Origin of the sequence: Streptomyces mexicanus (assembly GCF_902506575.1) — a bacterium.
Lineage (GTDB): Bacteria > Actinomycetota > Actinomycetes > Streptomycetales > Streptomycetaceae > Streptomyces > Streptomyces mexicanus.
Genome location: NZ_LR732544.1, coordinates 4,450,432 through 4,474,921, shown reverse-complemented (window position 1 = coordinate 4,474,921; position 24,490 = coordinate 4,450,432). Strand labels below are relative to the sequence as shown.

At 73.3% G+C, this 24,490-nt stretch carries 19 protein-coding genes and 3 pseudogenes; 11 read left to right on the top strand and 11 right to left on the bottom strand.

All coding sequences use genetic code 11. The annotated features are described in order from the left end of the window. The coding region (locus GV126_RS20110) for an MFS transporter (RefSeq protein ID WP_159668714.1) at positions 1-1,186 on the bottom strand (1,186 nt) is incomplete at its 3' end. Positions 1,187-1,269: 83 nt separating this feature from the next. Between GV126_RS20110 and GV126_RS20105 the strand changes: the two are divergent. Continuing rightward, positions 1,270-2,250, top strand: a pseudogene (locus GV126_RS20105) (ArsR/SmtB family transcription factor); the annotation flags it as partial. Positions 2,251-2,436: 186 nt separating this feature from the next. Further along, positions 2,437-2,946 carry a glutathione peroxidase gene (locus GV126_RS20100; RefSeq protein ID WP_159673901.1) on the top strand — a complete coding sequence of 170 codons (510 nt, stop codon included), beginning with the start codon at positions 2,437-2,439 and terminating at the stop codon, positions 2,944-2,946. 78 nt (positions 2,947-3,024) lie between these two features. On the opposite strand, the gene GV126_RS20095 is transcribed toward GV126_RS20100, so the two are convergent. Then, positions 3,025-5,001 carry a DUF8823 domain-containing protein gene (locus tag GV126_RS20095; protein ID WP_159668712.1) on the bottom strand — a complete coding sequence of 659 codons (1,977 nt, stop codon included), beginning with the start codon at positions 4,999-5,001 and terminating at the stop codon, positions 3,025-3,027. 163 nt (positions 5,002-5,164) lie between these two features. Further along, entirely contained in the window at positions 5,165-7,669 is a 2,505-nt protein-coding gene (locus GV126_RS20090; protein WP_159668709.1) for a D-alanyl-D-alanine carboxypeptidase, read from the bottom strand. Positions 7,670-7,928: 259 nt separating this feature from the next. Here GV126_RS20090 and GV126_RS20085 point away from each other — a divergent pair, with 259 nt between their 5' ends. The 4 genes from GV126_RS20085 to GV126_RS20070 all read left to right on the top strand — a co-directional run bounded on the left by GV126_RS20085 (position 7,929) and on the right by GV126_RS20070 (position 12,383). After that, the gene (locus tag GV126_RS20085; RefSeq protein ID WP_159668706.1) at positions 7,929-8,711 is read left to right on the top strand and encodes a GOLPH3/VPS74 family protein; all 783 of its coding nucleotides are present in this window, start codon (positions 7,929-7,931) and stop codon (positions 8,709-8,711) included. 433 nt (positions 8,712-9,144) lie between these two features. Next, on the top strand, positions 9,145-10,002 hold the full coding sequence (locus tag GV126_RS20080) for a helix-turn-helix domain-containing protein (RefSeq protein ID WP_159668703.1): 858 nt from the start codon (positions 9,145-9,147) through the stop codon (positions 10,000-10,002). 236 nt (positions 10,003-10,238) lie between these two features. Continuing rightward, positions 10,239-10,430, top strand: a complete 192-nt coding sequence (locus GV126_RS20075; protein ID WP_159668700.1) for a DUF397 domain-containing protein — start codon at positions 10,239-10,241, stop codon at positions 10,428-10,430. A 378-nt stretch (positions 10,431-10,808) separates the two neighbouring features. After that, a complete protein-coding gene (locus GV126_RS20070; RefSeq protein WP_159668697.1) occupies positions 10,809-12,383 on the top strand; it encodes a sodium:solute symporter family protein in 1,575 nt (524 codons plus the stop codon). A gap of 56 nt (positions 12,384-12,439) precedes the next feature. On the opposite strand, the pseudogene GV126_RS20065 reads toward GV126_RS20070, so the two are convergent. The 3 genes and pseudogenes from GV126_RS20065 to kbpA all read right to left on the bottom strand — a co-directional run. Beyond that, positions 12,440-12,706 (bottom strand): annotated as a pseudogene (locus GV126_RS20065) (ADP-ribosylglycohydrolase family protein); the annotation flags it as partial. 314 nt (positions 12,707-13,020) lie between these two features. Further along, positions 13,021-13,854: pseudogene (locus GV126_RS20060) on the bottom strand (serine/threonine-protein kinase); the annotation flags it as partial. A gap of 267 nt (positions 13,855-14,121) precedes the next feature. Further along, the gene (kbpA, locus tag GV126_RS20050; RefSeq protein ID WP_159668691.1) at positions 14,122-14,862 is read right to left on the bottom strand and encodes an AfsK-binding protein KbpA; all 741 of its coding nucleotides are present in this window, start codon (positions 14,860-14,862) and stop codon (positions 14,122-14,124) included. Between the two features lie 135 nt (positions 14,863-14,997). On the opposite strand from kbpA, the gene GV126_RS20045 reads away from it, so the two are divergent. Together GV126_RS20045 and GV126_RS20040 are read left to right on the top strand one after the other, a co-directional pair. Next, positions 14,998-15,633: a TetR family transcriptional regulator gene (locus GV126_RS20045; RefSeq protein WP_159673899.1), complete on the top strand. Its 636-nt coding sequence runs from the start codon at positions 14,998-15,000 to the stop codon at positions 15,631-15,633. 327 nt (positions 15,634-15,960) lie between these two features. Then, a complete protein-coding gene (locus GV126_RS20040; RefSeq protein ID WP_159668688.1) occupies positions 15,961-16,626 on the top strand; it encodes a pyridoxine/pyridoxamine 5'-phosphate oxidase in 666 nt (221 codons plus the stop codon). A gap of 128 nt (positions 16,627-16,754) precedes the next feature. Here GV126_RS20040 and GV126_RS20035 read toward each other — a convergent pair whose 3' ends face one another. Genes GV126_RS20035 through GV126_RS20025 form a run of 3 tightly spaced genes read right to left on the bottom strand, consistent with a single transcriptional unit; the run spans position 16,755 to position 19,707 of the window. Then, positions 16,755-17,705 (bottom strand): GNAT family N-acetyltransferase, encoded by a 951-nt coding sequence (locus GV126_RS20035; protein ID WP_159668685.1) that lies wholly within the window; start codon positions 17,703-17,705, stop codon positions 16,755-16,757. A gap of 40 nt (positions 17,706-17,745) precedes the next feature. Next, entirely contained in the window at positions 17,746-18,345 is a 600-nt protein-coding gene (locus tag GV126_RS20030) for a GNAT family N-acetyltransferase (protein ID WP_159668682.1), read from the bottom strand. A 39-nt stretch (positions 18,346-18,384) separates the two neighbouring features. After that, positions 18,385-19,707: an MFS transporter gene (locus GV126_RS20025; protein WP_419796091.1), complete on the bottom strand. Its 1,323-nt coding sequence runs from the start codon at positions 19,705-19,707 to the stop codon at positions 18,385-18,387. Between the two features lie 71 nt (positions 19,708-19,778). On the opposite strand from GV126_RS20025, the gene GV126_RS20020 reads away from it, so the two are divergent. After that, positions 19,779-20,783, top strand: coding sequence for a GlxA family transcriptional regulator (locus tag GV126_RS20020; protein ID WP_159668676.1), 1,005 nt, complete (start codon positions 19,779-19,781; stop codon positions 20,781-20,783). 408 nt (positions 20,784-21,191) lie between these two features. On the opposite strand, the gene GV126_RS20015 is transcribed toward GV126_RS20020, so the two are convergent. Beyond that, complete coding sequence (locus GV126_RS20015) at positions 21,192-21,722, bottom strand: ATP-binding protein (RefSeq protein ID WP_159673897.1); 531 nt, start codon at positions 21,720-21,722, stop codon at positions 21,192-21,194. 488 nt (positions 21,723-22,210) lie between these two features. Further along, on the bottom strand, positions 22,211-22,579 hold the full coding sequence (locus tag GV126_RS20010; RefSeq protein ID WP_159668673.1) for an STAS domain-containing protein: 369 nt from the start codon (positions 22,577-22,579) through the stop codon (positions 22,211-22,213). Between the two features lie 362 nt (positions 22,580-22,941). Here GV126_RS20010 and GV126_RS20005 point away from each other — a divergent pair, with 362 nt between their 5' ends. Together GV126_RS20005 and GV126_RS20000 are read left to right on the top strand one after the other, a co-directional pair. Continuing rightward, entirely contained in the window at positions 22,942-23,523 is a 582-nt protein-coding gene (locus GV126_RS20005) for a sigma-70 family RNA polymerase sigma factor (protein WP_159668670.1), read from the top strand. Continuing rightward, positions 23,520-24,490, top strand: a 971-nt coding sequence (locus GV126_RS20000) for a zf-HC2 domain-containing protein (protein ID WP_201299855.1), incomplete at its 3' end; no start/stop codon positions are given. The genes GV126_RS20005 and GV126_RS20000, both read left to right, overlap by 4 nt.

Below are 24,490 nucleotides of genomic sequence, written 5' to 3'. Positions count from 1 at the left end.
GGGCCGTGGCCCGCGTGCGGCGGGACGCCGCCGCCAGGGTGGCGGTCACCGCGATCGACGCCCCCGCCGTCGCCGCCATCGCCGCCGCGGGAGACGTGCCCTGGGCCACCGCGCCCGCCAGGGACGCGCTCACCCCCTGCATCGTGAGCATGCCGGCGGAGTGCAGACCGAGGGCGTGGCCGCTCAGTTCGGCGGGCGTGAGGGTCATCAGCCGCTCCTGCTGCACCAGGCTCGCGCCGAAACCGGCCGAGGCGAGGGTGACCAGGCAGGCGGCCACGGGGACGGGCGGGTGCAGGGCGAAGGCCAGGTACGGGACGGCCAGCAGCAACAGCAGCGGCGTGGCCGCCCGGCGCCGCACGGCCGGCGGCAGCAGGCGGCCCACCGTCACGTCCCCGGCGAGCATGCCCAGGGCCGCGCAGGCGAACAGCGTGCCCGCCGCGCCGGGGGCGTAGGACACGTACAGCGACTCGCAGCCGACGATCAGGCCGTTGGGGAGCCACAGGCCCAGGTAGGTCAGGCGGCGCGGCCGGTCGGCGAGCAGGCGGGCGTTGGCGCGCCAGGTCGCCGCGACCGACGGGCGGCCCGTCGCGCGGGGCGGGCGGCGGGTCAGGCCGAGGCACGCCCCGGCGGCGGCCACCGCGTACAGCGCCGCCGACAGCAGCAGCGAGGCGCGCGGTGACAGCAGGGCGAGAAGCGCGCCGCCGGCCGCGTACCCGGTGATCTGCATCAGCCCGCTCATCATGTTGAACACGGAACGGCCCAGCAGGTAGCCGTCGTTTCCGCCGCGGGCGCCGTCGGCCAGGATCTCGTTCAGCAGGCCCCAGCGGACGCCGCCGCCCAGTGAGGCGACCAGGCCCTGGACGAAGATCACCGCGAACAGCGCGCCGAGCGGCAGGCCCGGCAGCGCCAGCAGTGCCGTGCCGGCCGCGAAGGCCAGGGACACGCCCGCCAGCGCCCGGCGCGGCGGCAGCCGGTCGGCGCCCGAGAGGAACAGGGTCGCACCGAGCATCTGGGCGAGCGACGGGCCGAACATGCTCACCGCGGACAGCAGCGGAGAGTCGGTCGCCCGGTAGACCAGGGTGCCCAGGGCGAGTCCGCCGACCGTCTGGGCCATGGTCTGGGCAGCGGCGGAGAGGAAGAGCGGCGTGAACTCCGGGGTGCGGAAGAGGTCCTGGTAGCTGCGCATGAGCCGGAGTCTCGGGCGGGTCCGGCGGCGGTCGTTATTGTTTCGCGCACACGCGAAACGTTCACGGGGGACGCGGGAGTTCCATGGGCTGGTGGCAGATCAACGCCGACACGCTCGCCGGAAGCCGGTTCGTGCTCTCGCCGCTCGCCGAGACGTTCGCGTGCCTGAAGCTGTTGCACGCGGGTGTGGGCGGGCACCCCGGCAGCCACCCCGGCGAGCACGCCTGGCTGCGTACGCATCTGCCCGGCTACCGGCGGCGGCTGGCGGCGGATCCGGTGACCGCGCTGCTGGTGCGGGCCGGACTCGGCCGGGAGTGGATCGCCGACTTCCTCACGCCGACGCCCCGGGACGGGGAGAGCTTCGAGGAGGGTGTCGCGCGCGTGCGGGCCGCCGATCCCGTCCTGGCCCGCGCCCATCTGCGGACGTCGCTGGCCGGTCCGGTGCCGGACGCGCTGGACCGCGACGACCTGCCCGAGCGCGCGGCCCGGCTCATGGAGTACGTCTGGACGGAGACCGTACGGCCCACCTGGGAGCGGCGGCGGCGCGTCCTGGAGGCCGACGTCGTGGCCCGCACCGCGCAGGTGAGCCGGGGCGGCTGGGCGGCCGTCCTGGAGGGACTGAGGCCGGGGACGCGCTGGCTGGGCGGGAACCGGCTGCAGGTCAATCTGCACGAGTATCCGCCGCGGGAGATCTCCGGCGCGCAGCTCGTGTTCGTGCCGGTCACCCCGCAGACCGGGTGGGTGTCGTGGGAGGCCCCGCCGCGCCGGTACGCCGTCGTCTATCCGTGCGCGGGCGCCCTGGCCGGTGACGACGGGCGGCGCGCCGCCGCCCCCGCGGCCCTCGGCGCGCTGCTGGGCCGCGCCCGGGCCGAGGTGCTGGTGCTGCTCGCCTCCCCGCTCAGCACCACCCAGCTGACCGCGGTCACCGGGCAGCGGCTGGGGTCGGTGGGCCGGCATCTGCGGGTGCTGCTGGAGGCGGGGCTGGTGGAGCGGCGCCGGGCCGGGCGGTCGGTGCTGTACTCGCGAACGGCGGCGGGACGGCTCCTCGTCGAGACGGCCTCCCCCGGCGGGACGGCCGCACCCAACGAGACGGCAGCGCCGAGCGGGACGGCCGCACCCGGCGGGACGGCGGCACCCGACAGGACGGACTCATCCGGCGGGACGGCCTCCCCAGGCAGGACCCCCCCCCACCCGGCGAGGCGGGCGGCGCGGACCCCGGGACTGTCACACCCGAGGACTAGCATCGCCGTCATGACCATCACCGAGAGCAACGGCGCCGCTCCCCTCGACGTGGAGATCGGCGCCCTTCAGGGCGGGTCCGCGGACCTCGGACAGTACGCGGGGCGGGTCGTCCTCGTCGTGAACGTGGCCTCCAAGTGCGGGCTCACCCCGCAGTACGAGGGGCTGGAGCGGCTGCACGAGCGGTACGCCGAGCGGGGCTTCACCGTGCTCGGGGTGCCGTGCAACCAGTTCGCGGGCCAGGAGCCGGGCAGCGCCGAGGAGATCGCCGAGTTCTGCTCGGCGACGTACGGCGTGACCTTCCCGATGACCGAGAAGGTCGACGTCAACGGGGCGGACCGGCACCCGCTGTACGAGCGCCTGGTCGGCTTCGCCGACGCCGAGGGACACAGCGGCGACATCCGCTGGAACTTCGAGAAGTTCCTCATCGGCCGGGACGGCCGCGTCGTCGCCAGGTTCTCCCCGCGCACCGACCCGGAGTCCCCGGAGCTCGTCGCGGCCGTCGAGGCCCAGCTGGGCTGAGCGCCGCGGCCACCCGCCCCTGTCGGGGAGGCAGGGGTGGGTGGCCTTGCTCGCGGGCGCGGGCCGGTCAGGCCCGGCTCACTGCTTCAGTTCGTCGGGGCAGGGGGTGCCCCGGGGCAGTTGGTAAGGGGCCGCCAGGCGGTAGGTTCCCGCTCGGGGGGCCAGCAGCATGGTCCACTTGTCGCCGCTGGCGTCCTCCGGCGTCTGCGCCAGGCAGCCGTTGACGTTGTCGTACGTCTTCGGGGTGCCCGGGGCGCGGTGCTTGGACGCCTCGGTCTCCTGCGGCGCCTTCAGCTTCTTGCCGTGCTCGTCGACCAGGCTCAGCCACGGCGAGTACGGCACGCGGACGAGGATGCGGCCGGGCGTGCGCACCTCGATGGTCATCTCGCCCTGTTCGGCGCGGTCCACGACGGCGTCGGGCTCGGCTAGCGGAGTCGGGTCGGTCACCTTGAACAGCTGCCAGTTGGCGTCGCCCCAGATCTGCCGCAGGTAGGGCATGCCGCGCTGCACCAGGGCCCGCTCGCGCTGCCCGCCGTCGCCGTCGGGTTCGCCCTTGGGCAGCACGACGTAGTGGACGGCCCAGCGCCGCAGCCACTCGTGGTAGTTCGCGGAGTTCAGCGTGTCGTCGTAGAACAGCGGGTTGCGCTGCATGTCGGCCTGGCGGTTCCAGCCGCGGGCCAGGTTGACGTACGGCGCCAGCGCGGACGCCTCCCGGTGGGAGCTGGCGGGGACCACCTCGACGCGGCCCTTCTGCGCGCCCACCTTCTGCAGCTGGTTGACCAGCGGGGCCAGCTCCCGCGACCAGGACGCGGCGGGCGCGGTGTGGACGACGTCGTCCACCGACTTGATCCCGATCCAGACCACGAACCCGACCAGCGCCAGCACGGTCGCGTACCACTTGCGGGTGCGCGGGACGGTGAACGGCAGCGCCGCCACCAGCACCACCCCGGCGAACAGCATCGCCAGCCGGGTGATGTTGGAGCCGATCTGGGAGCTGATCAGCCACACCCCGACGACCGACAGGGCGTACACCCAGGCGGTGATCCGGACGGTCTTCCACCGCTTGGGCACGAGGACGGCGCCGAGGATCGCGTAGAGCAGCGGCAGCGACGCCGAGCCGAACCCCATCGGCTGGGTGCCGGAGAACGGGAACAGCAGCGCCGAGACGGCCACCACCGCGCTCGGCGCCAGCCCGAGCGCCCAGGCGCCGGGGCGGCGCTTCTGCAGGAACAGCGCCACCGCGACCAGGCCCACGAACAGTCCCGCGACCGGCGAGGACATGGTGGCCAGCGCGGCCAGCGGCGCCGCGACCAGCGCCTTCGCCCAGCGTTTGTGCCGCCAGCGGTACGGCCAGCAGAACACCGCCGCCACCGCGCCGAGCGCGAACATCGTGCCCAGGCCGAACGTCACCCGGCCCGACACCGCGTTGCACAGCAGTCCGAAGACACCGGCCAGCGCCGCCCACAGGGGGTTGCGCACCCTGCGGCTGCGCACCAGGACGAGCGTCAGCAGGCCGGCCGAGACCGTGCCCGCGATCATCATCGTCGTCCGCACGCCCAGGACGGACATCAGGTACGGCGAGACCACGCTGTAGGACACCGGGTGCATCCCGCCGTACCAGGCGAGGTTGTACGCCGAGTCCGGGTGCCGGCCGACGAACTCGGCCCACGCGTCCTGCGCCGCGAGGTCGCCGCCGCTGTTGGCGAACGTGAAGAACCAGACGATGTGCAGCACCCCGGCCACCGCGGTGATCGACAGGGCGGGGTGCCGGAGCATCCGGGCCCGCACCGCCATGACGGCGGCCCGGACCCGCGGCATGCGGCCCTCGCCGCGCGGGTGACCGTCCTCGGCGGCGGGAGCCGGTCCTCGACGGGCGGGTGCGTCCTCGGCGCGCGGGTGACCGTCCTCGGCGGGCGGGAGCCGGTGGCGGCTCATGTCTCCACGGTCGGCGAACGGCTGGTCACGGCCCGTACCGGTGGTCGGCGGTCCTATTCGTGGGCCCGTTCCCGGCCCCGGCTCGGCGTCGTCGGCGCGTGTCGGCTCCGCTGTGGCCACCTGAAGGCACTCCCCGTGTCCCGTCCTTGAGTTCGCGGCCGCGTCCCGCGCGACCGGCGACGTGCCCCGATTCGTGACGCTAGCACGCACCCCGCCGGGGAGCCTCCGGGTGGGGCTCCGCGACGGGGTGCGAGGGGCAGAGACGGCGGCCGGGCCGAGACGGTCAGCCGAGGCGGGTCAGCTTGTCCGTGAAGCCGGGCTCGGTGAGGTCCGTCTGCAGGGCGACGGGCACCTGGACCGCGCCGCGCGAGCCGTCGCCCACGGTGAGCGTGCCCACCTTCGTCCCGGCCTTCGCCGAGTGCGGCAGGTCACCGCCGGTGAGGGACAGCTCGACCCGCAGGCCCGACCAGCCGACCGCCGTGACGTCCTTGGTGACCACGACCGGGGTGTGACCACCGAGCTGATCGTCCACGTACCCGACGACCTCGCCCTTCTTCAGGATCTTCGACGAGGTCAGCGCCTCCTTGGCGGCCTTCAGCGCGGTCGAGCTGACCGCGTTGACCGTGTCGAGGATCGACGGGCCCTGGTGCTGGCCGAGGATCGCGCCGACGACGGTGACCGTCTGGCCGCCGACCTCCTTGCGGGCGGCGAACAGCAGGTTGCCGCCGGCCGCGGTCGTGGTGCCGGTCTTGATGCCGATCGCGCCCATGGTGTAGGGCAGCTGGTTGTAGTTCGGCCAGTTGCGGCCGGAGGGGTCCGTCCAGCTGGCCGCGCTGGTGATGGCGACCAGCGCCGGGATCTTCACCACCGCACGACCGAGCTTCACCTGGTCCTCGGCCGTGGAGACCGTGGTCTTCGTCAGACCCGAGGGGTCGGTGTACGTCGTCCCGGTCATGCCCAGTTCCTGGGCGGTGGCGTTCATCTTCTTGACGAACGCCGCCTCCGAGCCCGCGTCCCAGCGGGCGAGCAGCCGCGCGATGTTGTTCGCCGAGGGGATCATGACCGCGGACAGGGCCTGCTTCTCGGTGAGGAAGTCACCGGCCTTGACCGTGTTGAGCGTGGACTCGCCGCCGCTCTTGTCGTAGCTGCCCTCCTTCTCCGCCGTCGCGTCCACCTTGATCTTCGGGCCTTCCTGGCCCGGCTTGAGCGGGTGGTCCCTCAGGACGATGTACGCGGTCATCGTCTTGGCGACCGAGCCGATGGCCACCGGCGTCTGCTTGCCGAAGTGGCCCATCGTGCCGATGCCGTCGACGTCCATCCAGCCCTGGCCCTCGTTCGGCCACGGCAGGGTCGCCTTCGCTCCGTCGAAGGTGAAGGTGTCCTTGGCGGACAGCGCCAGCGCCGGGGACGGCAGCGGGCGCAGCGCCTGCACGATCGCAAAGATGATCGCGAGGAGCACCACCAGCGGCGTCCAGATCTTGATCCGGCGCAGCAGGGTGCGCAGCGGGGTCTGCGGGGGCGGCGGCGTGTTCGTCAGCTCGGCCAGCAGGTCCAGCGGAGGCTTGGGCGGCAGCGGCTGCTGCGTCGTACGCTCCGGGCCGGCCTGGGGCACGGGGGCCGTGGCGTCCACGGCGTCCACGGCGTCCGCGGAGGGCACGGCGGCCTTGGCACCCGGCTGCGGCTTCGGCTGCGACGGCGACGGCGACTTCGGCGCGGTCCCGGGCTGCTGCTTGGGCTGCGGCTTGCGGGTCTCCGGGGCGTCGAGCGGCTTGAGCGCGACGAACTTGCTGGTGCGTTCGGCGTCGGACTCGTCGGAGCCGGGCACGCGCTTGGGCCCGGCCTTCGCGTCGTTCTTCGAGCCGCCGCCCAGCTTCAGCATGGTGGTCGGCTGGTCGACGGCGGGCTTGGGCGCCTTGAAGACGGCGGTGGGCTGGTCGACGGGTGCGTCGGCCTCGGGCTCGCCCTCCGACTCGGCCTTCGGGTCGGCGGTCTTCGGGGCGCCCTGCGGGCCGGTCTTCGGGGCGGTGGGCTTCGACTCGCCCTTCGGGTCGGCCGTGGGGTCACCCCTCGGGTCGGCGGCCTTCGCCTCGGCGCGCTTCGGCTCGGGCGTGGACTTGGGGGCCGGCTCGGGCTCCGACGTGGCCTCCGGTCCGGGCGCGGGGTTCCCACCCCCGGACTTCTCGGCGCCGGACTTCTCGGCGCCGGGCTTCTCGGCCTCAGGCTTCTTCTCGGCGTCGGACTTCTTGCCCTCGGCCTCCTTGCCCTCGCCCTTCCCGGCCGCGGGCTTCCTGTCCCCGGCCCCTGGCTCCTCGTCCTCGGCCACCGGCTTCTTGCTCTCCGCGCCCCCGGCCGCCTCGGCCTTCTTCTCTCCGGCCGCGTCGCCGCCCCCGGCCTCGCCGTCGTCCTCGGCGCGCCCGCCCTCCCCGGATTCCCCGGATTCCCCGGACGCCTGCGACGCCTCCGCCTCCTCCGTCACGACGCCCCGCCCCGACAGCCCCCGCGTCGCCGTGTCCACCCCGCCACGCCCACCGGACGCACCGGACGCAGACGTACGGGACCCATCAGAAGTACGGGACCCATCAGACATGCCGGGCTCGTCGGACTCCCCGGCGAGCGCCAGTCGCGGATCGCGGACCTCGCGAGCCGCACCGCCCTCGCCGTTGGCCTCGCTCCCCGCCTCGCCCCTGGCCCCGGGAACCGGACCCGCGCTCCCCGACGTCGGTTCTGCCGACGACTCGCGCTGCTTCGACCTGTCGGGGGACTCGCCCGCCACCGATGCCTCCTCCATGCGCCGCACGCCCCGCGTGCTGCTACCGAACCGTGAACCGCCACCCGGACCGGGGCCGTACCACTGGGCCGCACCACATGGCCCTGCCACGCGGCCGTACCGCTGTCCGAACCATGTACCAGTGTCCTGTGTACGGGCCAAACCCACGCGGAAGACGAGAACGACATACCTACCGGTTCCACTACGAACCGGTCACGCACCCTCGACAGACCAATGTGAGAGGGGTCACCCTGTCATTCATCCACGCGGGGAGGCATGGATGGGCAGGAGCCGCAGAACACTTCCGGAGGAGCTTCTGCTGCTCGCACTGGACCCGGCCACGGGTACCACTGCGCAGCCGCAGTCGCTCGACCTCGGTCTGGCCGGCGCACAGCTAGTGGAGCTTGCGTTGGCCGGGCGGATAGCCCCAGACGGGGATCGTATCGCCGTGGTGGTGCCACGGCCGACAGGAGATCCGACTCTGGACTGTGCGTTGGAGCTGCTGCGCAGGCGTGGCGCTCCGGTGCGGGCGGTCCACTGGATCGGCGGACCCCGCCTCGGGCTCCGCCAGACCTACCTGACGCACCTGGAGCGGTGCGGCATGGTCGCCGCCGTGCCCGGCCAGATGTGCGGGGTGCTGCCGACGACGCGTTACCAGGCGACGGACACGGCCATCAGCCGGGAGATCAGGGCCCGGCTGGACTCCGCGATCCGCACCGGCGTACCGCCGGACCCGCGGACCGCGGCGCTCGCCGCCCTGGCGCACGCGGTCGGTCTGGGCAAGCACCTGTATCCGGGCAACGAGGGCCGTTCGTCCCGTTCCCGGTTGCGGGATCTGATCCGGCACGACCCGATGGGCGGCCTCGTGGCGCACGCCGTGATGGACGTCCAGAACGGCGTGGCGGCCCAGCCGCGCCGCAGTGCCGCCCCGGCGCCGGCGCCGGCCGGTGGCCGTCAGGCCGCTGCGGGCAGGCCGGCCGCGGGCAGGTCCGCGGCGGAACCCGCTCGGGGGGTGCCGATGCAGCCGCGCCACGGGTCCATGGCACGCGCCGCGGCGCACTGAGGCGGCGGCCGCAGGCGGCAGACCGCAGGCGGTGGCCGCAGGCCACGGGCCACGGTGGGCCATGGGCCCACCGCAGGCGGTGGCCGCAGGCCACGGGCCACGGTGGGCCATGGGCCACGGCCGGCACAGCACCACCACAACCCGAACAGGCACCACCACGACCCGGACAAGCACCACCGCCCCCGAACCAGCACCACGCGCAGTCCTCAGGCCCGGTTCGGGAGCCGCAGGTTCGAGCGGGGCGATGCGACGGCACCGTCGCACCGCCCCGCTCGGCCGCGTCCAGGGACGGCGGCGGGCGTCCCGGAAGTCCCTGAACTGGCGTGTACCCGCCGCATATCCGCCGTTTTCCAGCGGTAGGAAGCACCTTGGTGGCAGTCTGCTCAGCAGCAGATACGCAAAGTAGAGGCATGCAGCCGGAGGTGCACGTCCCGTGGCGTCCAATGTCAATCCCACCGTCAGGCGGCGCCGGCTGGGCCAGGAGCTGCGCAGGCTCCGCGAGCTCAAGGGCATGACGGCCGAGGAAGTGGCGGAGCGGCTGCTGGTGTCGCAGTCGAAGATCAGCCGTCTGGAGAACGGCCGGCGCAGCATCAGCCAGCGCGACGTCCGCGATCTGTGCGGGGTCTACGAGGTGGAGGACCACCGCGTCGTGGAGTCGCTGATGCAGATGGCCAAGGACTCGCGACAGCAGGGCTGGTGGCACTCCTTCGGTGACATCCCGTACAGCGTCTACATCGGTCTGGAGACGGACGCGGCGAGCCTGCGGATCTACGACCCGCAGGTGGTGCCCGGCCTGCTGCAGACCCGGCAGTACGCCCAGGCGCTGATCGCCGGGGCGCTGCCGGAGACGGCGCCCGCCGACATCGACAAGCGGGTGCAGGTGCGGATGCGGCGGCAGGAACGAATCTCCGCCACCGAGAACCCGTTGCGGCTGTGGACCGTCCTCGACGAGGCCGCCCTGCGCCGGGTGGTGGGCAACCGGTCCCTGATGCGCGAGCAGTTGGAGCACCTGGTGGAGCAGTCCCAGCTGCCGCACGTGACCGTGCAGGTGATCCCCTTCGAGATGGGCGCGCATCCGGGCCTGAACGGGCAGTACGCCATCCTGGAGTTCCCCGACGCGGCCGACTCCAGCGTCGTCTACATCGAGGGTGTCACCAGCGACCTGTACCTGGAGAAGGCGAACGACGTCCAGAAGTACAGCGTGATGTACGAGCACCTGCGGGCGCAGGCGCTGAACGTGGAGCAGTCGCGCCAGTTCATCGCCAAGATCGCCAAGGAGTACGCGGACTGAGGATCGCGCACGGTACACCTCCACCCGAGCCGGGTGGAAGCTCCCTCGGAATATGCCATCCGGTCGAGTGAACGGCGCCTTCGCAGGCCGGGAGTGGCGGGTAGCGTCGATCACGCCATCGCGCTCAGCGGTGGTGCGTGCCGCGCAGTGGGTTCCCGAACCGCGCAGTGGGTTCCCGGCGAACGCGTCGTGCGGTGACAGCAACTCAACCACTCCACTGGCAATCCGGAGCAGAAATGGCAATTCGTCAGGGCGCCACGGAGACGTGGACCAAGTCCTCGTACTCCACGGGCAACGGCGCGTGCGTCGAGGTCAAGTCACCGGTGGTCGCGGCCATGTCGGTCCGGGACTCCAAGGTCCCGCAGGGCCCGGTGCTCGACTTCCCGGCCGAGGCCTGGAACTCCTTCGTGGCGTCGATCAGGGCGTGAGCGGGAGGATCGCAGCGATCCTCCCACCGCCGCCCGGCCGGCACGTCTCGCGCACCACAACTGAATCAGCACAGCAGGCGCCCTCCTACCGTCGGCGCCGCCCGCAGAGCCCTCTCGACCAGTTCGCCGTCCTTGCCGAGGGGGCTCTGCGCATGCCCGGAACCTTCCCGATGCCCCCTCTCGTGCGTTCATGTGCATGAACCAAGGTCAGCAAGTCGAACGTTTTTGCTCGCTCTTGACCTTCCCCTCGCTTGTCGTGCCCATGTGGACGAACCCACGATGAGCGGGCACTTCGCGGCCTGCCTCGCCCCTACCCCGCTCAGGCGAAGTGCCGACCAGCTGAGCGGAGTTCACAAGGCGGACCCTGGAAGGGGGCACATGAACAGTCTCGACTGGGCCGTGCTCATCGGCTACTTCGGCGTGATGGTCGCGATCGGCGTCTGGTCGCACAAGCGCGTGGACGACGTCAGCGACTTCTTCACCGCGGGCGGCAAGATGCCCTGGTGGCTGTCCGGCATCTCGCACCACATGTCCGGCTACAGCGCGGTGATGTTCACCGGGTACGCGGGCATCGCCTACACCTACGGCGTCACCTCGTTCGTCACCTGGTCCTTCCCGATCGCGCTGGGCATCGCCATCGGTTCCCGGCTGTTCGCGCCCCGCATCAACCGCCTGCGCTCCCGCCTGCACGTCGCCTCGCCCCTGGAGTACCTGAAGAACCGCTACAACGTCCCCACCCAGCAGGCGCTCGCCTGGTCCGGCATGCTGCTGAAGATCGTGGACGTGGGCGCCAAGTGGGCGGCGATCGCCACCCTGTTGTCCGTCTTCACCGGCGTCACCCTCAACCAGGGCATCCTCATCACCGGCCTGATCACCGCGGTCTACTGCACCATCGGCGGCCTGTGGGCGGATGCGCTGACCGAACTGGGCCAGTTCGTCATCCAGTTGCTCGCCGGCCTGTCCATGTTCGTCGCGGTCGTGCTGAAACTGAACGACAAGGGCATCGGCTTCCTCGGCGCCTGGGACGAACCCGCACTGCACGGCCACGGAAAGCCCCTGGTCGGCCCGTACGGGACGGTGTTCCTGCTGGCCTTTTTGTTCATCAAGCTCTTCGAGTACAACGGCGGCATGCTCAACCAGGCCCAGCGCTACATGGCGACGGGCAGCGCCCGGCAGGCCGAACGGTCCGCGCGGCTGTCGGCGGTGCTGTGGCTGGTGTGGCCGGTCGTCCTGTTCTACCCGATGTGGATGTCCCCGCTGCTGGTGCACGCCGTCAAGCCGGACGGCTCCGACTCCTACGGCCTGATGACCGAACAGCTCCTCCCGCACGGCCTGCTGGGCCTGGTCATCGTCGGCTTCTTCTCCCACACCATGGCCATGTGCTCCTCCGACGCCAACGCCATCGCCGCCGTCTTCACCCGGGACGTGGCTCCCGTGCTCTCCCGGCGGGCCCGCACCTGGGGCGGGCGCAGCGGCCTGGTCGCGGCCCGCGTCACCACCGTCGTCTTCCTCGGCCTGTCGATGGCGGTGGCCACCCAGGTCAACTCCCCCACCTTCAAGGACATCATCACCGTCGTCATCAAGTGGGTCGCCGGCCTGATGGGCCCGATCGCCATCCCGATGATGCTGGGTCTGCTGCGCCCCTTCCGCCGCTCCGGGCCGACGGCCGCGCTCACCAGCTGGGGTGCGGGTCTGCTCGCCTTCTACCTGGTGAACTACCCGATCGACCAGGCCGTCGGCGGGGTCGCGCTGCAGTACCAGGTGTCCGTGCCGCTCGCGGTGTCCCTGGTGCTGTACATCGCCATCGGCTACCTCAGGCCCGAGGACACCCCGGAACGCCTGGCGATCATCGAGAAGGTCAACACCGACGACGACGGCGACCGGTCCCGGGCGGCCGTCGTCCCCGCACCGGCGGGCGCGGGCGACGACGTGGTGGGCACCCAGCCGTCGTGACCTCCGGCGCCGCGCGCACCCGGCCGCCGTGACCGCCGGTGCCGGGGGGCGACCGGTCAGGCGCGCGGATAGCGGGCCAGCCAGCCCGGAGACGATCCGGTGGGACCGTGCAGCGCGGGCCCCTGGGTCATCTCCATCGCGAAGTCGTCCGCCAGGACCAGCAGGGTGGGACGGCCCTCCAGCTCGGCCAGCCAGGCCGGCGGGAGGGCCGTCTCGCCGTGCAGGGCACCGAGCAGGCCGCCGGTGAGGGCACCGGCCGCGCCCGAGGGCCCGCTGTGGTTCACCGCCAGGCGCAGCCCGTGCCGTACGTCCCCGCCCGCGAGCGGGGGGGAGAAGGGCGGGCGCCCGGGCGGGGGGGGTCGCGGGGGGGGCGGTGACGAGGGTCAGGGCCGGGCCCGGGCGGGCCGCCCGCGAGCCCCGCGGCGGGGGGCTGGGGGGGATGGGGGGGCGGGGCGCCGCCCGCGGCGGGGCCGCGCGGAGGCTGCGAGGGGACGCGCTGGGGGGGAAGCCGAGCGTCCGAGGAGGCCACCTCCGGCTCGGTCATCGCGAACGCCGAGCGGATCTCCCCGGCCAGCAGCGGCTCCAGCCACTGCTTCCTCTGCCGCTCGTCGCCGAACTGCGCCAGCACCTCCATGTTGCCGCTGTCGTCGGAGCCGGCCGCGAACAGGTGCGGGGCGAGCTGGGCCTGCAGGTCGGCCGGGGTGGGCCGGGCCGAGGCGTCCATCCGCATGCAGGACTCGATCAGCGGGCGCAGCTCCTCCGGAAGACCTTCGAGGTCCGGGCCCTCGCGCAGCAGCATGAACACCGTCTCGACCGGGTTGGCGCCGTGGAAGGGCGGGTGGCCGGTGGCGGCGAAGACGAGGGTGGAGCCGAGCGAGAAGACGTCGCTGGCGCCGGTCACGCTGCGCGAGTCCTTGGCCTGCTCCGGGGACATGTAGGCGGGGGTGCCGACGGCGACGTTCGTCATGGTCAGCCGGGTGTTCGAGACACCGGAGGCGATGCCGAAGTCGATCACCCGGGGCCCGTCCTCGACCACGAGCACGTTGGACGGCTTCAGGTCGCGGTGGACGAGGCCGGCGCCGTGGATGGACTGCAGCGCCTCGGCGACGCCCGCGGCGAGCCAGCGCACCGCCTGGACCGGGAGCGGCCCGCACTCGGTCACTATCTCCTCGAGGGAGGGCGCGGGGACGTAGGCGGTGGCCAGCCACGGCACGGCGGCGCGCGGGTCGGCGTCCACGACCGCGGCCGTGTAGAAGCCGGAGACCGCCCGCGCGGCCTCCACCTCGCGGGTGAAGCGCACCCGGAACAGCTGGTCTTCGGCCAGCTCGGTGCGCACCGTCTTGATCGCCACCCGCCGGCCGGACGCCGAGCGGGCGAGATAGACCAGCCCCATGCCGCCGGCACCCAGCCGTCCCAGCACCTCGAACGGCCCGATCCGCCGCGGATCGTGCTGCGTCAGCTGATCCACCACTTGCCTGCCACCTCCCCGTACGAGCCGCGCCACCTCCATGTGTACGCGACCGAAGTGCAGCGTCTCACCACCGCACCGCCGTGGCGGCACGCACCCCGATTCTTCCTGGCCGGGGCACTGGTTGCGAACCCGCCGACGCATCGGGATGTCCCGCCGCAAAACGCCTGAATGCGGGGATTCCGGTCGGCCATGCGGGGACTTCGGTCGGTGATGCGCAGACTGTGGTCGGCGGTGCGGCGGTTGCGGTCAGCGCCGCGGCACGTCCGGTCACCGTTGCAGCAGGGCGAAGGACGCCCCCTGGTCGTCGGCGACGACCGCCACGGTCCCGTAGGACGCCGTGAAGGGCGGCACCTGCACCCGGCCGCCGAGCCGGGCGACCGTGCCGAGGGCCGCCTCGGCGTCCGCGACCCGGAAGTGCACCAGGAAGTGCGGCGGCATCTGGGGCGGGAAGACGTCGGTGACGGCGGCGCGGCCGAAGTCGGGGCGGGCGTCGGGGCCGAAGAGGGCGTCGTGGAAGAGGCTGCCGTAGAAGGCGTTGGCGGCCTCGGTGTCGCGGGTGTACAGCTGGGCCCAGCCGAAGCTGCCCGGCTCGTGCCGCCGGCCGAAGCCCGCGTGGGCACCCGGCTGCCACAGCCCGAAGACGGCGTGCTCGGGGTCGGCGGCCAGCAGGGCCCTGCCGAAGGGGCCGACGGGCCGGGGCTCGCCCAGGAGCCGGCCGCCGCCTGCGTGGATCCGCCCGGCCAGCGCCCCGGGGTCCGGGGCGGCGAAGTAGACGGTCCACACGGTGGGCATCCGGCCGTCCCGTTTCGCGGTGAGCGAGGCGACCGGGGCGCCCTCCAGACGGGCCACCACGGAGCCGCCGTACGGCGTCCCGTCCTCGTCCTCCGTCGCGAAGGACCACCCGAAAAGCTCACCGTAGAACCGCTTGCCCGCCTCGATGTCGGGAAGCTGCGCGTCCACCCAGCAGGGGACGCCCTCCCTGAATGCGGATGCCCTGTTTTCGGCCATAACGCCAACCTAACCCGCCCCTCCCACACCCCGCAGACCAGGCACTGTGGCCTCTTGCCGCTCGTTCACCCCATTTGCAGTCGGCCGAATCGCGCCCCCACGCCCCCTCGGTAAGCTGACGACATGACAGGACAAGTGCGCACCGTTGACGGCCGCGTGGCCGGACGACGTGGGCAGGCGACGCGGCAGAAGCTGCTCGACTGCCTCAGTGAGATGCTCAGCTCCTCCCCTTACCGGGACGTCAAGGTCATCGATGTCGCCCGGAAGGCGGGGACTTCGCCCGCGACCTTCTACCAGTACTTCCCCGACGTCGAGGGAGCCGTTCTGGAGATCGCCGAGCAAATGGCCTCGCAAAGCTCCGTATTGACGGAACTGCTCGAAGGGCGTTCCTGGGTCGGCAAGGCGGGCTGGCAGACCGCCCAGGAACTCGTGGAGGGATTCCTGGACTTCTGGCGCCGCAACGACGCGATTCTGCGCGTTGTCGATCTTGGTGCGGCCGAAGGGGACAAACGTTTCTACAAGCTCCGTATGAAGATCCTCAACTCCGTGAACAGCTCCCTCGCGGATTCGGTTGCCGAACTCCAGTCCAAGGGCAGGATCGACAAGGACGTGAATCCGGCCGCGATCGCCGGCGCGCTCGTCGCGATGCTCGCCGCCGTGGCCTCCCACCAGAAGGGCTTCACCTCCTGGGGTGTGAAGCAGGCCGAATTGAAGCCGAACCTCGCGCTGTTGGTGCACCTGGGCGTCACCGGGAAGAAGCCCACGAGATAGCCCGGTACCGGCCGGGCCCGTCACGGCACCCTGGTCCCCAAGTCCTGTCAGGCAGGCGGCGGTTCACCCAAGTGGACCGCCGCCTGCTGCACTGTGGGGACCTTTGTGGCAGGGGCCCGGCGGACGGATGCCCCGTCGTGGCCCGTCCGGGTGGCTGGCCCCGTCATGGCCCGTCCGGCCGGCTGCCTCGCCGTGGTCCTGCGGGCGGCGGCCCGACCGGACGGTGACCCGACCGGCGGCTGCCTCGCCGTGGTCCAGCGGGCGGCGGCCCGACCGGGTGGCGGCCCGACCGGCGGCTGCCTCGCCGTACGGAGCGATACTCGGCGCATGCACACCGATCTGCACGACCTGCTGAGGTCACTGCGCGTGTGGGACCCGGAGGTCACCCGGCTGCCCGCCTTCGACCCGGCCGCGGCGCCGGACACGCCGCTCGCCCTGTTCGAGAGCTGGTTCGCCGAGGCGGTCGCGGCCGGCGAGCGTGAACCGCACACGATGTCCCTGGCGACCGGGGACGCGGAGGGCCACCCGGACGTGCGTATCGTGATGCTGCACGGCGCGGACGAGGAGGGCTGGTCCTTCGCGACGCACGCGGACAGCCGCAAGGGCCGCCATCTCGCCGCCCGCCCGTACGCGGCGCTGGCCTTCTACTGGCCGCTGCTGGGCCGCCAGGTCCGCCTCCGCGGCCCGGTGTCGACCGCCCCGTCCGAGCAGGCGCAGGCCGATCTGCACGCCCGCTCGACGGGTGCCCTGGCCGCCGCCCTGACCGGGCGGCAGAGCGAGCCGCTGGGCTCGCCGGAGGAACTGGCCCGCGCATCCGAGGCGGCCTGGGAGCGGGCCGAGCGCGAGCCGCGGGCCGAGGTGGCGTCCTGGACGCTGTACCGCCTGCGTCCGCAGGAGGTGGAGTTCTTCCAGGGCGAGGCCCGCCGCCGCCACGTCCGCCTGCGCTACCGCGGTACCCCCAAGGGGTGGGACCGCGAGCTGCTGTGGCCGTGAGGCGGTGAGCCGGCAACCGGGCAGGCCGCTCGTTCGCGTGCGCCCCGCTCGGGCGGACAGGCCGCTCCCGTGGGCGCCGCTCGGACAGGCGGATCGCTCCCGTGGGCGGGCCGCTCGGACGCGGCCGCTCAGGTGAAGTCGTACACCGCGAAGTCGGACACCGGGCGGTAGCCGATGCGCTGGTAGAGGCCGTTGCTGGTGGGGTTGGCCAGGTCGGTGAAGAGCAGGACCTCCTGCGCGCCCGAGGCGAGCGCGGCCCGGCTGACCTCGGCCGTGACGGCGCCCGCGTACCCCCGGCCGCGCAGGTGCGCGGGTGTGTAGACGCCCATGACGCGGATCTGCCCGGCGACCTGCGGTGACCTGCCGGCCATGGCGACGGGGACGCCGTCGGGGGACTCCCAGAGCAGCACGTCACCCAGCCGGACGCGGTCGTCCGCCCACGCCGGCCCGCCCCGCCCGAGCGGCTCGTCCACGGCGGCGCAGAACTCGTCGTACCACCGGGCGAGCAGGGCGCGGTCCGGCTCCGCCGCCACCCTGGCCCGCCCGGGCGGCACCGGCCGGGGGACGCTCAGCTCGCCCAGCCGGTACAGCCGCATCCGCCGGCGCGGGGTGACCCGGGCCCCGGTGCGGCGCCGCCAGGCCGCGGCGAACGCCTCGGCGGTGTCCCGCTCGGCGCTGACCCCCGACAGGGGCGCCCGGCCGCCGCGCGGCTCCGCCCCCGGCGCTGCCGCCGCCCCCGTTCCCGTCCCGGCCCCCGTTCCCGTGCTCGCGTACGTCGCTGCGAGCCGCTGGGCCAGCGCGTCGGCCTCCTGTTCCGTCAAGGCCGTCACGACGACCGGATGCGGCGGCGTGCGGAAGAAGGCGGCGCGCACCTCGCGGGTGCCGGCCCGCTCGCTCTTGCCCTCCAGCACACCGAACTCCGGTGCCCCGTCGCCGTAGACACCGGGGCCGCGCGAGCGCAGGTTCTCCGTCACCGTCAGGGGGACGGTGTGGGCGGCGGGCCGGGAACGCAGGAACTCACCGGCGCGGGAGAGGAATTCATCGAGGTCGTCGGTCAGGTACCAGTCGTCGGATGCCATGCTCCATGGTCCGGGCGACGACCGTGCGCGGGCCAGCGAATTACCGGGGCGGCTCTTCGTCGGTGGCCAGCCGGGCGTGCAGGTGGCAGTCCCGGAAGGCGTCCTGGCGGCCCGCCTCCCACATGGCGCCGCGCAGGGTGCCCTCGTAGGGGAACCCGCACCGTTCGGCGATCCGGCAGGAGGCGGTGTGCCCGAGGGCGTGGCCCAGCTCCAGCCGGTGCAGGCCGAAGTCCGTGAAGGCCCAGCGGGTGGCGAGCGTCAGGGCCAGGGTGGCGACCTTGCGGCCGCGGGCCTCGGGCAGCACCCAGTAGCCGACCCTGCCGCAGCGCAGCGGGCGGCTGATCTCACCGATGCCGACGTGTCCCAGCGTCTGTCCGGTCACCTCGTCGGTGACGCAGAAGGGCATGCCCGTGCCGTCGACGGCGGTCTGGACGTGGGAGGCCAGCGAGGCGCGGGCGTCGTCCAGGTCCTCCTCCAGGACCAGCGGGGTGTTCCAGCGCCGGAACTCCGGATCGGTGCGCGCCCGCAGCCAGTTCTCCACGTCGCTTTCCGACTCCGGGTCCCAGATGCGCAACCGCAGCCCGTGCCCGCGCAGTTCGGGGGCCGGGTCGACCAGGGACCTCTTGCGTATGTCACCCATCGCATCATTGTGGCCGACCCGGCCGTGCCCCTGGGGGGCTTATCCGGCGGTCGTGAGCCGGCCCGGCCGGGCGTCGGCGCGGCGCCGGATCACCAGCGCCATCAGCGCCGCCGCCGCGCACAGGGCGCCCGCGGCGTACCAGACCGTGTCGTAGGAGCCGGTCGTGTCCCGCACGAGCCCGCCGAGGTAGGCGATCAGGGCGGCGCCGACCTGGTGGGAGGCGAGGACCCAGCCGAAGACGATCGCGCTGTCCTCGCCGTAGTGCTCGCGGCACAGGGCCAGGGTGGGCGGGACGGTGGCGACCCAGTCCAGGCCGTAGAAGACGATGAAGAAGACCATCGGCGGGTGCACGTTCGGGGCCAGCAGCATCGGCAGGAAGAGCAGGGAGAGCCCGCGCAGGGCGTAGTACACCGCGAGCAGGCGGCGCGGCTCGAAGCGGTCGGTGAACCAGCCGGAGGCGATCGTGCCGGCCACGTCGAAGACGCCGACGACCGCGAGCAGGGAGGCCGCCGTGGTGATGGGCATGCCGTGGTCGTGGGCGGCGGGCACGAAGTGGGTCTGGATCAGGCCGTTGGTGGAGGCGCCGCAGATCGCGAAGGTGCCGGCCAGCAGCCAGAAGGGGGTCGTACGGACCGCGGAGAACAGGACGGTCAGCGCGCGGCGGGCGGCTCCCCGCACCGGTTCCGGCTTCGCCACGAACTCGGCGGCCCCGTACGGCCGTACGCCCACGTCGGCCGGGTGGTCGCGCAGCAGCAGCCAGACGAAGGGGACGACGGCGAGGGCGGCGAGGGCGACCGTGACGGCGGCCGGGCGCCAGCCGTGCCCCTCGACCATCCAGGACAGCACGGGCAGGAAGATCAGCTGCCCGGAGGCGGAGGCGGCGGTGAGGATGCCGCTGACCAGGCCGCGCCGCTCGGTGAACCAGCGGTTGGTCACGGTCGCCGCGAAGGCCAGCGCCATCGAACCGGAGCCGAGGCCGACGAGCAGGCCCCAGCACAGCCACAGCTGCCAGGGCGCGGTCATCCACACGGTCAGGCCCGAGCCGACGGCGATGACGGTCAGGGCGAGGGCGACCACCTTGCGGATGCCGAAGCGGTCCATCAGCGCGGCGGCGAAGGGCGCGGTGAGCCCGTACAGGGCGAGGTTGATCGAGACGGCGGCGCCGATCGTGCCCCGCGACCAGCCGAACTCGGCGTGCAGGGGGTCGATGAGCAGGCCGGGCAGGGAGCGGAAGGCGGCCGCGCCGACGATGGTCACGAAGGTGACGGCGGCGACGAACCACGCGCGGTGCACACGAGCGGGCCGCCTGCCGGGCGAGGATGCGCTCCGGCGGATGGCGGCGGGTTCGGTTGTCTGGGTCACGTCATCCAGCTTCCGGTGCGGGATCCCGTCCATCGAGTGGCCCGGAGGACAGCCTTCGTTAGGATCGGGCCATGAGCCTCGCGCAGGAGTTCCGGCCGCACCGCGTCGTCGTCCTCGCTCTGGACGGGCTGCTCCCGTTCGAACTGGGCATCCCCCACCGCGTGTTCGGGTGCGCCAGGGACGCCGAGCGACGGCGCCTGTACGAGGTCGTCACCTGCTCGGTCCGGCCGCCAGGGCCGGTCACGACGGACGCCGACTTCGCCGTCCAGGTCGACCACGGGCCTCAGGCGCTGGCCACCGCCGACACCGTGATCGTCCCCGCCTCCTACCAGCTCGGCCCGGTCGTCCGGGAGGGCCGGCTGACCGAGGAACTGGCCGCCGCGCTGGCCCTCATCCGGCCCGGCACCCGGCTCGCCTCCATCTGCACGGGCGTGTACGTGCTGGCCGCCGCCGGTTACCTGGACGGCCGCCCGGCCACCACCCACTGGGCCGACGCCGAGCGCTTCCAGCGGATGTTCCCGAAGGTCGACGTGGACGCGGACGTGCTGTTCATCGACGACGGCGACGTGCTCACCTCGGCGGGCGTGGCCGCCGGGATCGACCTGTGCCTGCACATCGTGCGCCGCGACCACGGCACCGCCGTCGCCAACGACGTCGCCCGACGCATGGTCGTGCCGCCGCACCGCGACGGCGGGCAGGCACAGTACATCCAGCGGCCGGTACCCGATCCGCAGGTGGCCACCACGACCGCGGCCCGCGCCTGGGCGCTGGGGCGCCTGAAGGAGCCCATTCAGTTGCGGGACATGGCCGAGCAGGAGGCCATGTCGGTGCGGACCTTCACCCGGCGCTTCCGCGAGGAGGTCGGGATCAGCCCGGGGCAGTGGCTCACCCAGCAGCGGGTGGAACGCGCTCGGCACCTGCTGGAGTCCACGGACCTGTCCGTGGACCAGGTGGCGCGGGAGGCGGGGTTCGGCACGGCCCAGTCGATGCGGCAGCATCTGCAGGCGGCGCTCGGGGTGACGCCGACCGCCTACCGGCGCACGTTCCGGGCGACGCTGGGGGCGGGGCCGGCGTGAACGCGGGCGGGGTGAAGGCGCGGGCGTGAGCGTCGCGGTCCGCCGTCGTCCACAGCCTGTGGACGCGGGAGAGTCCGGGTGGCGGCGCGCCCATGCCCGCCCCGAGCACGGCATCGCGCGCCGCCATCCGGCCCCGGCGCACCGACCCCACCCCCCGAGCCCTGAAAGGGGCCGACGGACGCCGACCGCACGACTCACACTCGTCGAGGACCGGCGGCAGCCGGCCGCCCTCGACGTCCCCTCGCGGCGAATCGCTGCCCACAAGCGTGATCAAATGGACACGAACCGTCAACAGGGCTTCTGCAATTTGCCCGTTATGCCGGTATCACAACGGGCGCGCACGGAAGCAACCCCCGGCGCACGGCCGGCCGCGTCCCCCGCGCACCCGCGCACAGAACTCGCCGCGCGCTACACCGCTTCGTAGGCCAGTCCACCGAACGCGGGCCCGTCGTACGGCCCCTGGTGGGCGGCCCCCTCGCACACCACCGGCTCGCGCAGCCGCCCCTCGTCCGTCGCGGCGCGGCCGCCGCGGGCGGCCGGGGCCACGGGGGGCGCACAGCGGTCCAGTTCGCACCAGATCCGCTTGCCCGCGCCTTCGGCGCTCCAGCCCCAGCGGTCGGCGAGGCCGTCGACGAGGGCGAGACCACGCCCGCCCGTGGCGTCGTCGTCCGCGCAACGCGGCACCGGGGCACGGGTGCTGGCGTCCGCGACCTCCAGGCGCACGGGGGCCGCCGCGGCCGCCTCGCTCGGCAGGGACAGGCTGAGCACGGCCGGAGCGCCGGTGTGGACGACGGCGTTGGTGACGAGTTCGGAGACGAGCAGCACCAGGGTCTCGGCGAGCGGCTCCTCGGCCGCTATGCCCGACACCGCGAGCCGGGCGCGGGCCCACCTGCGGGCCCGCCCCACCTCCGCGGGGTCGGGCCGGATCTCCAGCTGCACTTGTAGCACCTGCACCGCTCACACCATCCGAACCGGCGGACGCATGGCCCCGCACCGCACGAGGGCCACGATCGCCGCCATTTCCTGCATGGCCGGCACAACGGCCGAGGCAAGGGTCACGGAACGTGACTCCCTTGTGGAACAGCATGGTTGACGTACCGTCACCGCAACAAGCGCTTCGGGCATATTCCCGCGCGAAGGAGTGCTCGTGCGGCATACTGTGCGACGCCCGCCACGGGCAGTCGAACAGGCGGGCGGCGACGGCCGTCCTACCTCGCGAGCCGCGGCGCGCACCGCCCGGTCCGGGGCCGCCGCAGGGGCAACACCGGGACGGCAGGTCCTCGGAACCACTCGCATCCCACACAAGGTACCGGAGCACGACGGCGACTCCGGTACGTGGCGAGTCAGGTCGACGAAACGACTCGGCGCCTACGGTGCGTGACGCCCCCGTCGCCACACTCCGTGACGACCGGGAGCCGTCACGCCGGTCAGGCGGACAGCGGCTCCTCGTCCACCGCCGCCGGGAGGTCCGGGTAGACGTCGAAGAGGCGGCGGACGCCGAGCGCGCCGAGCACCCGGTTGACGTGGGAGCCCTCTTCGGCGCCGCCCGCCGGGAGGATCAGCCGCAGCCGGCCCCGGCAGGAGCGGATCAGTCGGCGCGCGGCGATGAGGACGCCCACGCCGCTGGAGTCGCAGAAGAAGACGTGCGAGAGATCCAGCACGAGGTCGTGCCGCCCCTCGGCCACCACCTCGTGGATGCGCTGGCGCAGTACCGGCGAGGTCACCAGATCCAGTTCGCCCGCGACCCGGAGCACGCTCCACTCGCCCTGTTCGTCGCCGCTCACCTTGAACGCCACGGCCTGCCCTCCGCTCGCCGGATCTTCCCCGGAACCGCCCGGAAACGGAAGCAGTTCCTACGCTTCTTTCCGCGCGGCTGCCCAGCGGCCGTTCCCCCAAACACCGCGCAGCAAACCGCGGCAGTGCACAGAGAGACTTGTTTCGGTCATATTCTCTCTACATTTGATCTCTTTCGATCAATGTTGATCGGGCGGCAGTCTTGAGCAGGGCAGCGGCCGGGTAGGCGCCCGGGACAGGCCCGCGGCGCCGCGGAGGCGCGCGATGCCACGAAGAGGCGTGCGCTGTCAGACGTGCCCACTACATTCGAAGAGACCAGGCAGACACGCTGGACCCGGCAGGGACCAGCTGTGGAGGGGGCCACATGGCGGACGGGGACACACCGCCCCGCGAGGACCGCAGGATGCGGCAGCGGCTCGCCGACGGCGAGGCCGCCGCCCTCGGCGAGGTGTACGACCGCTACGCCTCCCTCGTGCACGGCCTCGCCCACCGTGTTCTCGGCGAGGAGCGGGCCGCCGACGCCGTCACCCACGATGTCTTCGTCCACCTGTGGCAGTACCCCGAGGCGTACGACCCCCGGGAGGGACCCCTGCGCTCCTGGCTGGCCGATCTGACCCACCGGCTCGCGGTGCAGCGGCTGCGCTCCACCGGGGCCACCGCGCTGACCCGCGGCGACGGAGGCTCGCGGGAGGAGCTGGAGCGCACGGTGCGGCGCGCCTCCGCCGCCGCCCGCGCCGACTACATCGTCCACTCCATGCCCGCCCCGCTGCGCGCCGCCCTGGAGCTGGCCTACTTCCAGCGCCGCGACTACCGCCGTACCGCCGCCGACCTGGGCGTCACCGAGGACGAGGCCCGCCGCCGGCTCCGCCTCGGCCTGCAGCTGCTGTCCACCGCCCACGACACCGGGCCCCCGCGGACAGCGCCCGGACAGGGGGGTGCGGCATGACGGGCGCGACCCCGTTCGAGGGGGAGGGCGACGCCTTCGACGACGGCCGTTCCTCCGCGAGCGGTGCCTTCGACGACGGCCGCGGCACGGGTGGCGGCTCTCCCCTCGGGGAGGGCGGCTCGGACGGGGCCGGGCGGCGGCCCCGCATACCGCTGCCCCGGGTGCCCGTCGAGGACGGCGGGCGACCGCTGCCCGCGCCACCGCCGGCGGTGAAGGCGGGTCCGGAAGAACCCGCCGTGCCGGCGCACGATGTCCTGAAGTCACTGCTGGGCGCGTGGGCGCTGGCCGCCTGTTCCGGCGAGGAGACCACGGCCGTCGAGGAGCACCTCGGCGAGTGCGGCGACTGCGCGGAGGAGGCGTTGCGGCTGCGCGAGGCGGTGGGTCTGCTGCACCGGCCCGACAACCTCGACCTCGACCCGGGCCTGCGGACCCGGGTCCTGGACAGCTGCCTGGAGCGGCGACCGCCGCGCGTCCCCGTCCCGGAGTGGGCCGCGGCCTACGACGCCGAGACCGCGCGCCTGGACGCACTGCTGCAGGACATCCGGGCCTCCGAGTGGCAGGCCGCGGTACGGCTGCGGTGGTTCGAGGGCGAGGTGCCCACGAGCCGTCCCACGACCGTGGCCGGGGTGATCGCGCACCTGATGAGCGTCGACGGGCTGGTCGCGGTCGCGCTCGGGCTTCCGGACCCGCTCGGTGCCGCGGTGGCCGGCCGGAGCACGTCCGAGGCGCGCACCGAGGCGTGCTGGCGCTCCGGGCCCGCCCTCACGACCAGCGACGTACGGGCTCCCTGGCGGGAGCAGACCCACGCGCTGGTGCGGACCGTCTCCCGCCTGGACGCCACGGACGGCCCCGAGGGGAACGGCGCCGGCGGGAACGGCACCGGCGGGAGCACCCCGGACGACGGCCACGGCGGAGGCGGCGGCCGAGGAAGCGGAGACGTGGACGGTCGCGGCGGCGGGGGTGACGG

What these genes read in the sequence shown, in the direction of transcription:
- GV126_RS20020 (WP_159668676.1), top strand. Translation starts at nt 19,779, where the DNA reads ATGAGCCTCGCGCAGGAGTTCCGGCCGCACCGCGTCGTCGTCCTCGCT.
- GV126_RS20075 (WP_159668700.1), top strand. Translation starts at nt 10,239, where the DNA reads ATGGCAATTCGTCAGGGCGCCACGGAGACGTGGACCAAGTCCTCGTAC.
- GV126_RS20090 (WP_159668709.1), bottom strand. Translation starts at nt 7,669, where the DNA reads ATGGAGGAGGCATCGGTGGCGGGCGAGTCCCCCGACAGGTCGAAGCAG.
- GV126_RS20085 (WP_159668706.1), top strand. Translation starts at nt 7,929, where the DNA reads ATGGGCAGGAGCCGCAGAACACTTCCGGAGGAGCTTCTGCTGCTCGCA.
- GV126_RS20030 (WP_159668682.1), bottom strand. Translation starts at nt 18,345, where the DNA reads ATGGGTGACATACGCAAGAGGTCCCTGGTCGACCCGGCCCCCGAACTG.
- GV126_RS20035 (WP_159668685.1), bottom strand. Translation starts at nt 17,705, where the DNA reads ATGGCATCCGACGACTGGTACCTGACCGACGACCTCGATGAATTCCTC.
- GV126_RS20005 (WP_159668670.1), top strand. Translation starts at nt 22,942, where the DNA reads ATGGCGGACGGGGACACACCGCCCCGCGAGGACCGCAGGATGCGGCAG.
- GV126_RS20100 (WP_159673901.1), top strand. Translation starts at nt 2,437, where the DNA reads ATGACCATCACCGAGAGCAACGGCGCCGCTCCCCTCGACGTGGAGATC.
- GV126_RS20040 (WP_159668688.1), top strand. Translation starts at nt 15,961, where the DNA reads ATGCACACCGATCTGCACGACCTGCTGAGGTCACTGCGCGTGTGGGAC.
- kbpA (WP_159668691.1), bottom strand. Translation starts at nt 14,862, where the DNA reads ATGGCCGAAAACAGGGCATCCGCATTCAGGGAGGGCGTCCCCTGCTGG.
- GV126_RS20070 (WP_159668697.1), top strand. Translation starts at nt 10,809, where the DNA reads ATGAACAGTCTCGACTGGGCCGTGCTCATCGGCTACTTCGGCGTGATG.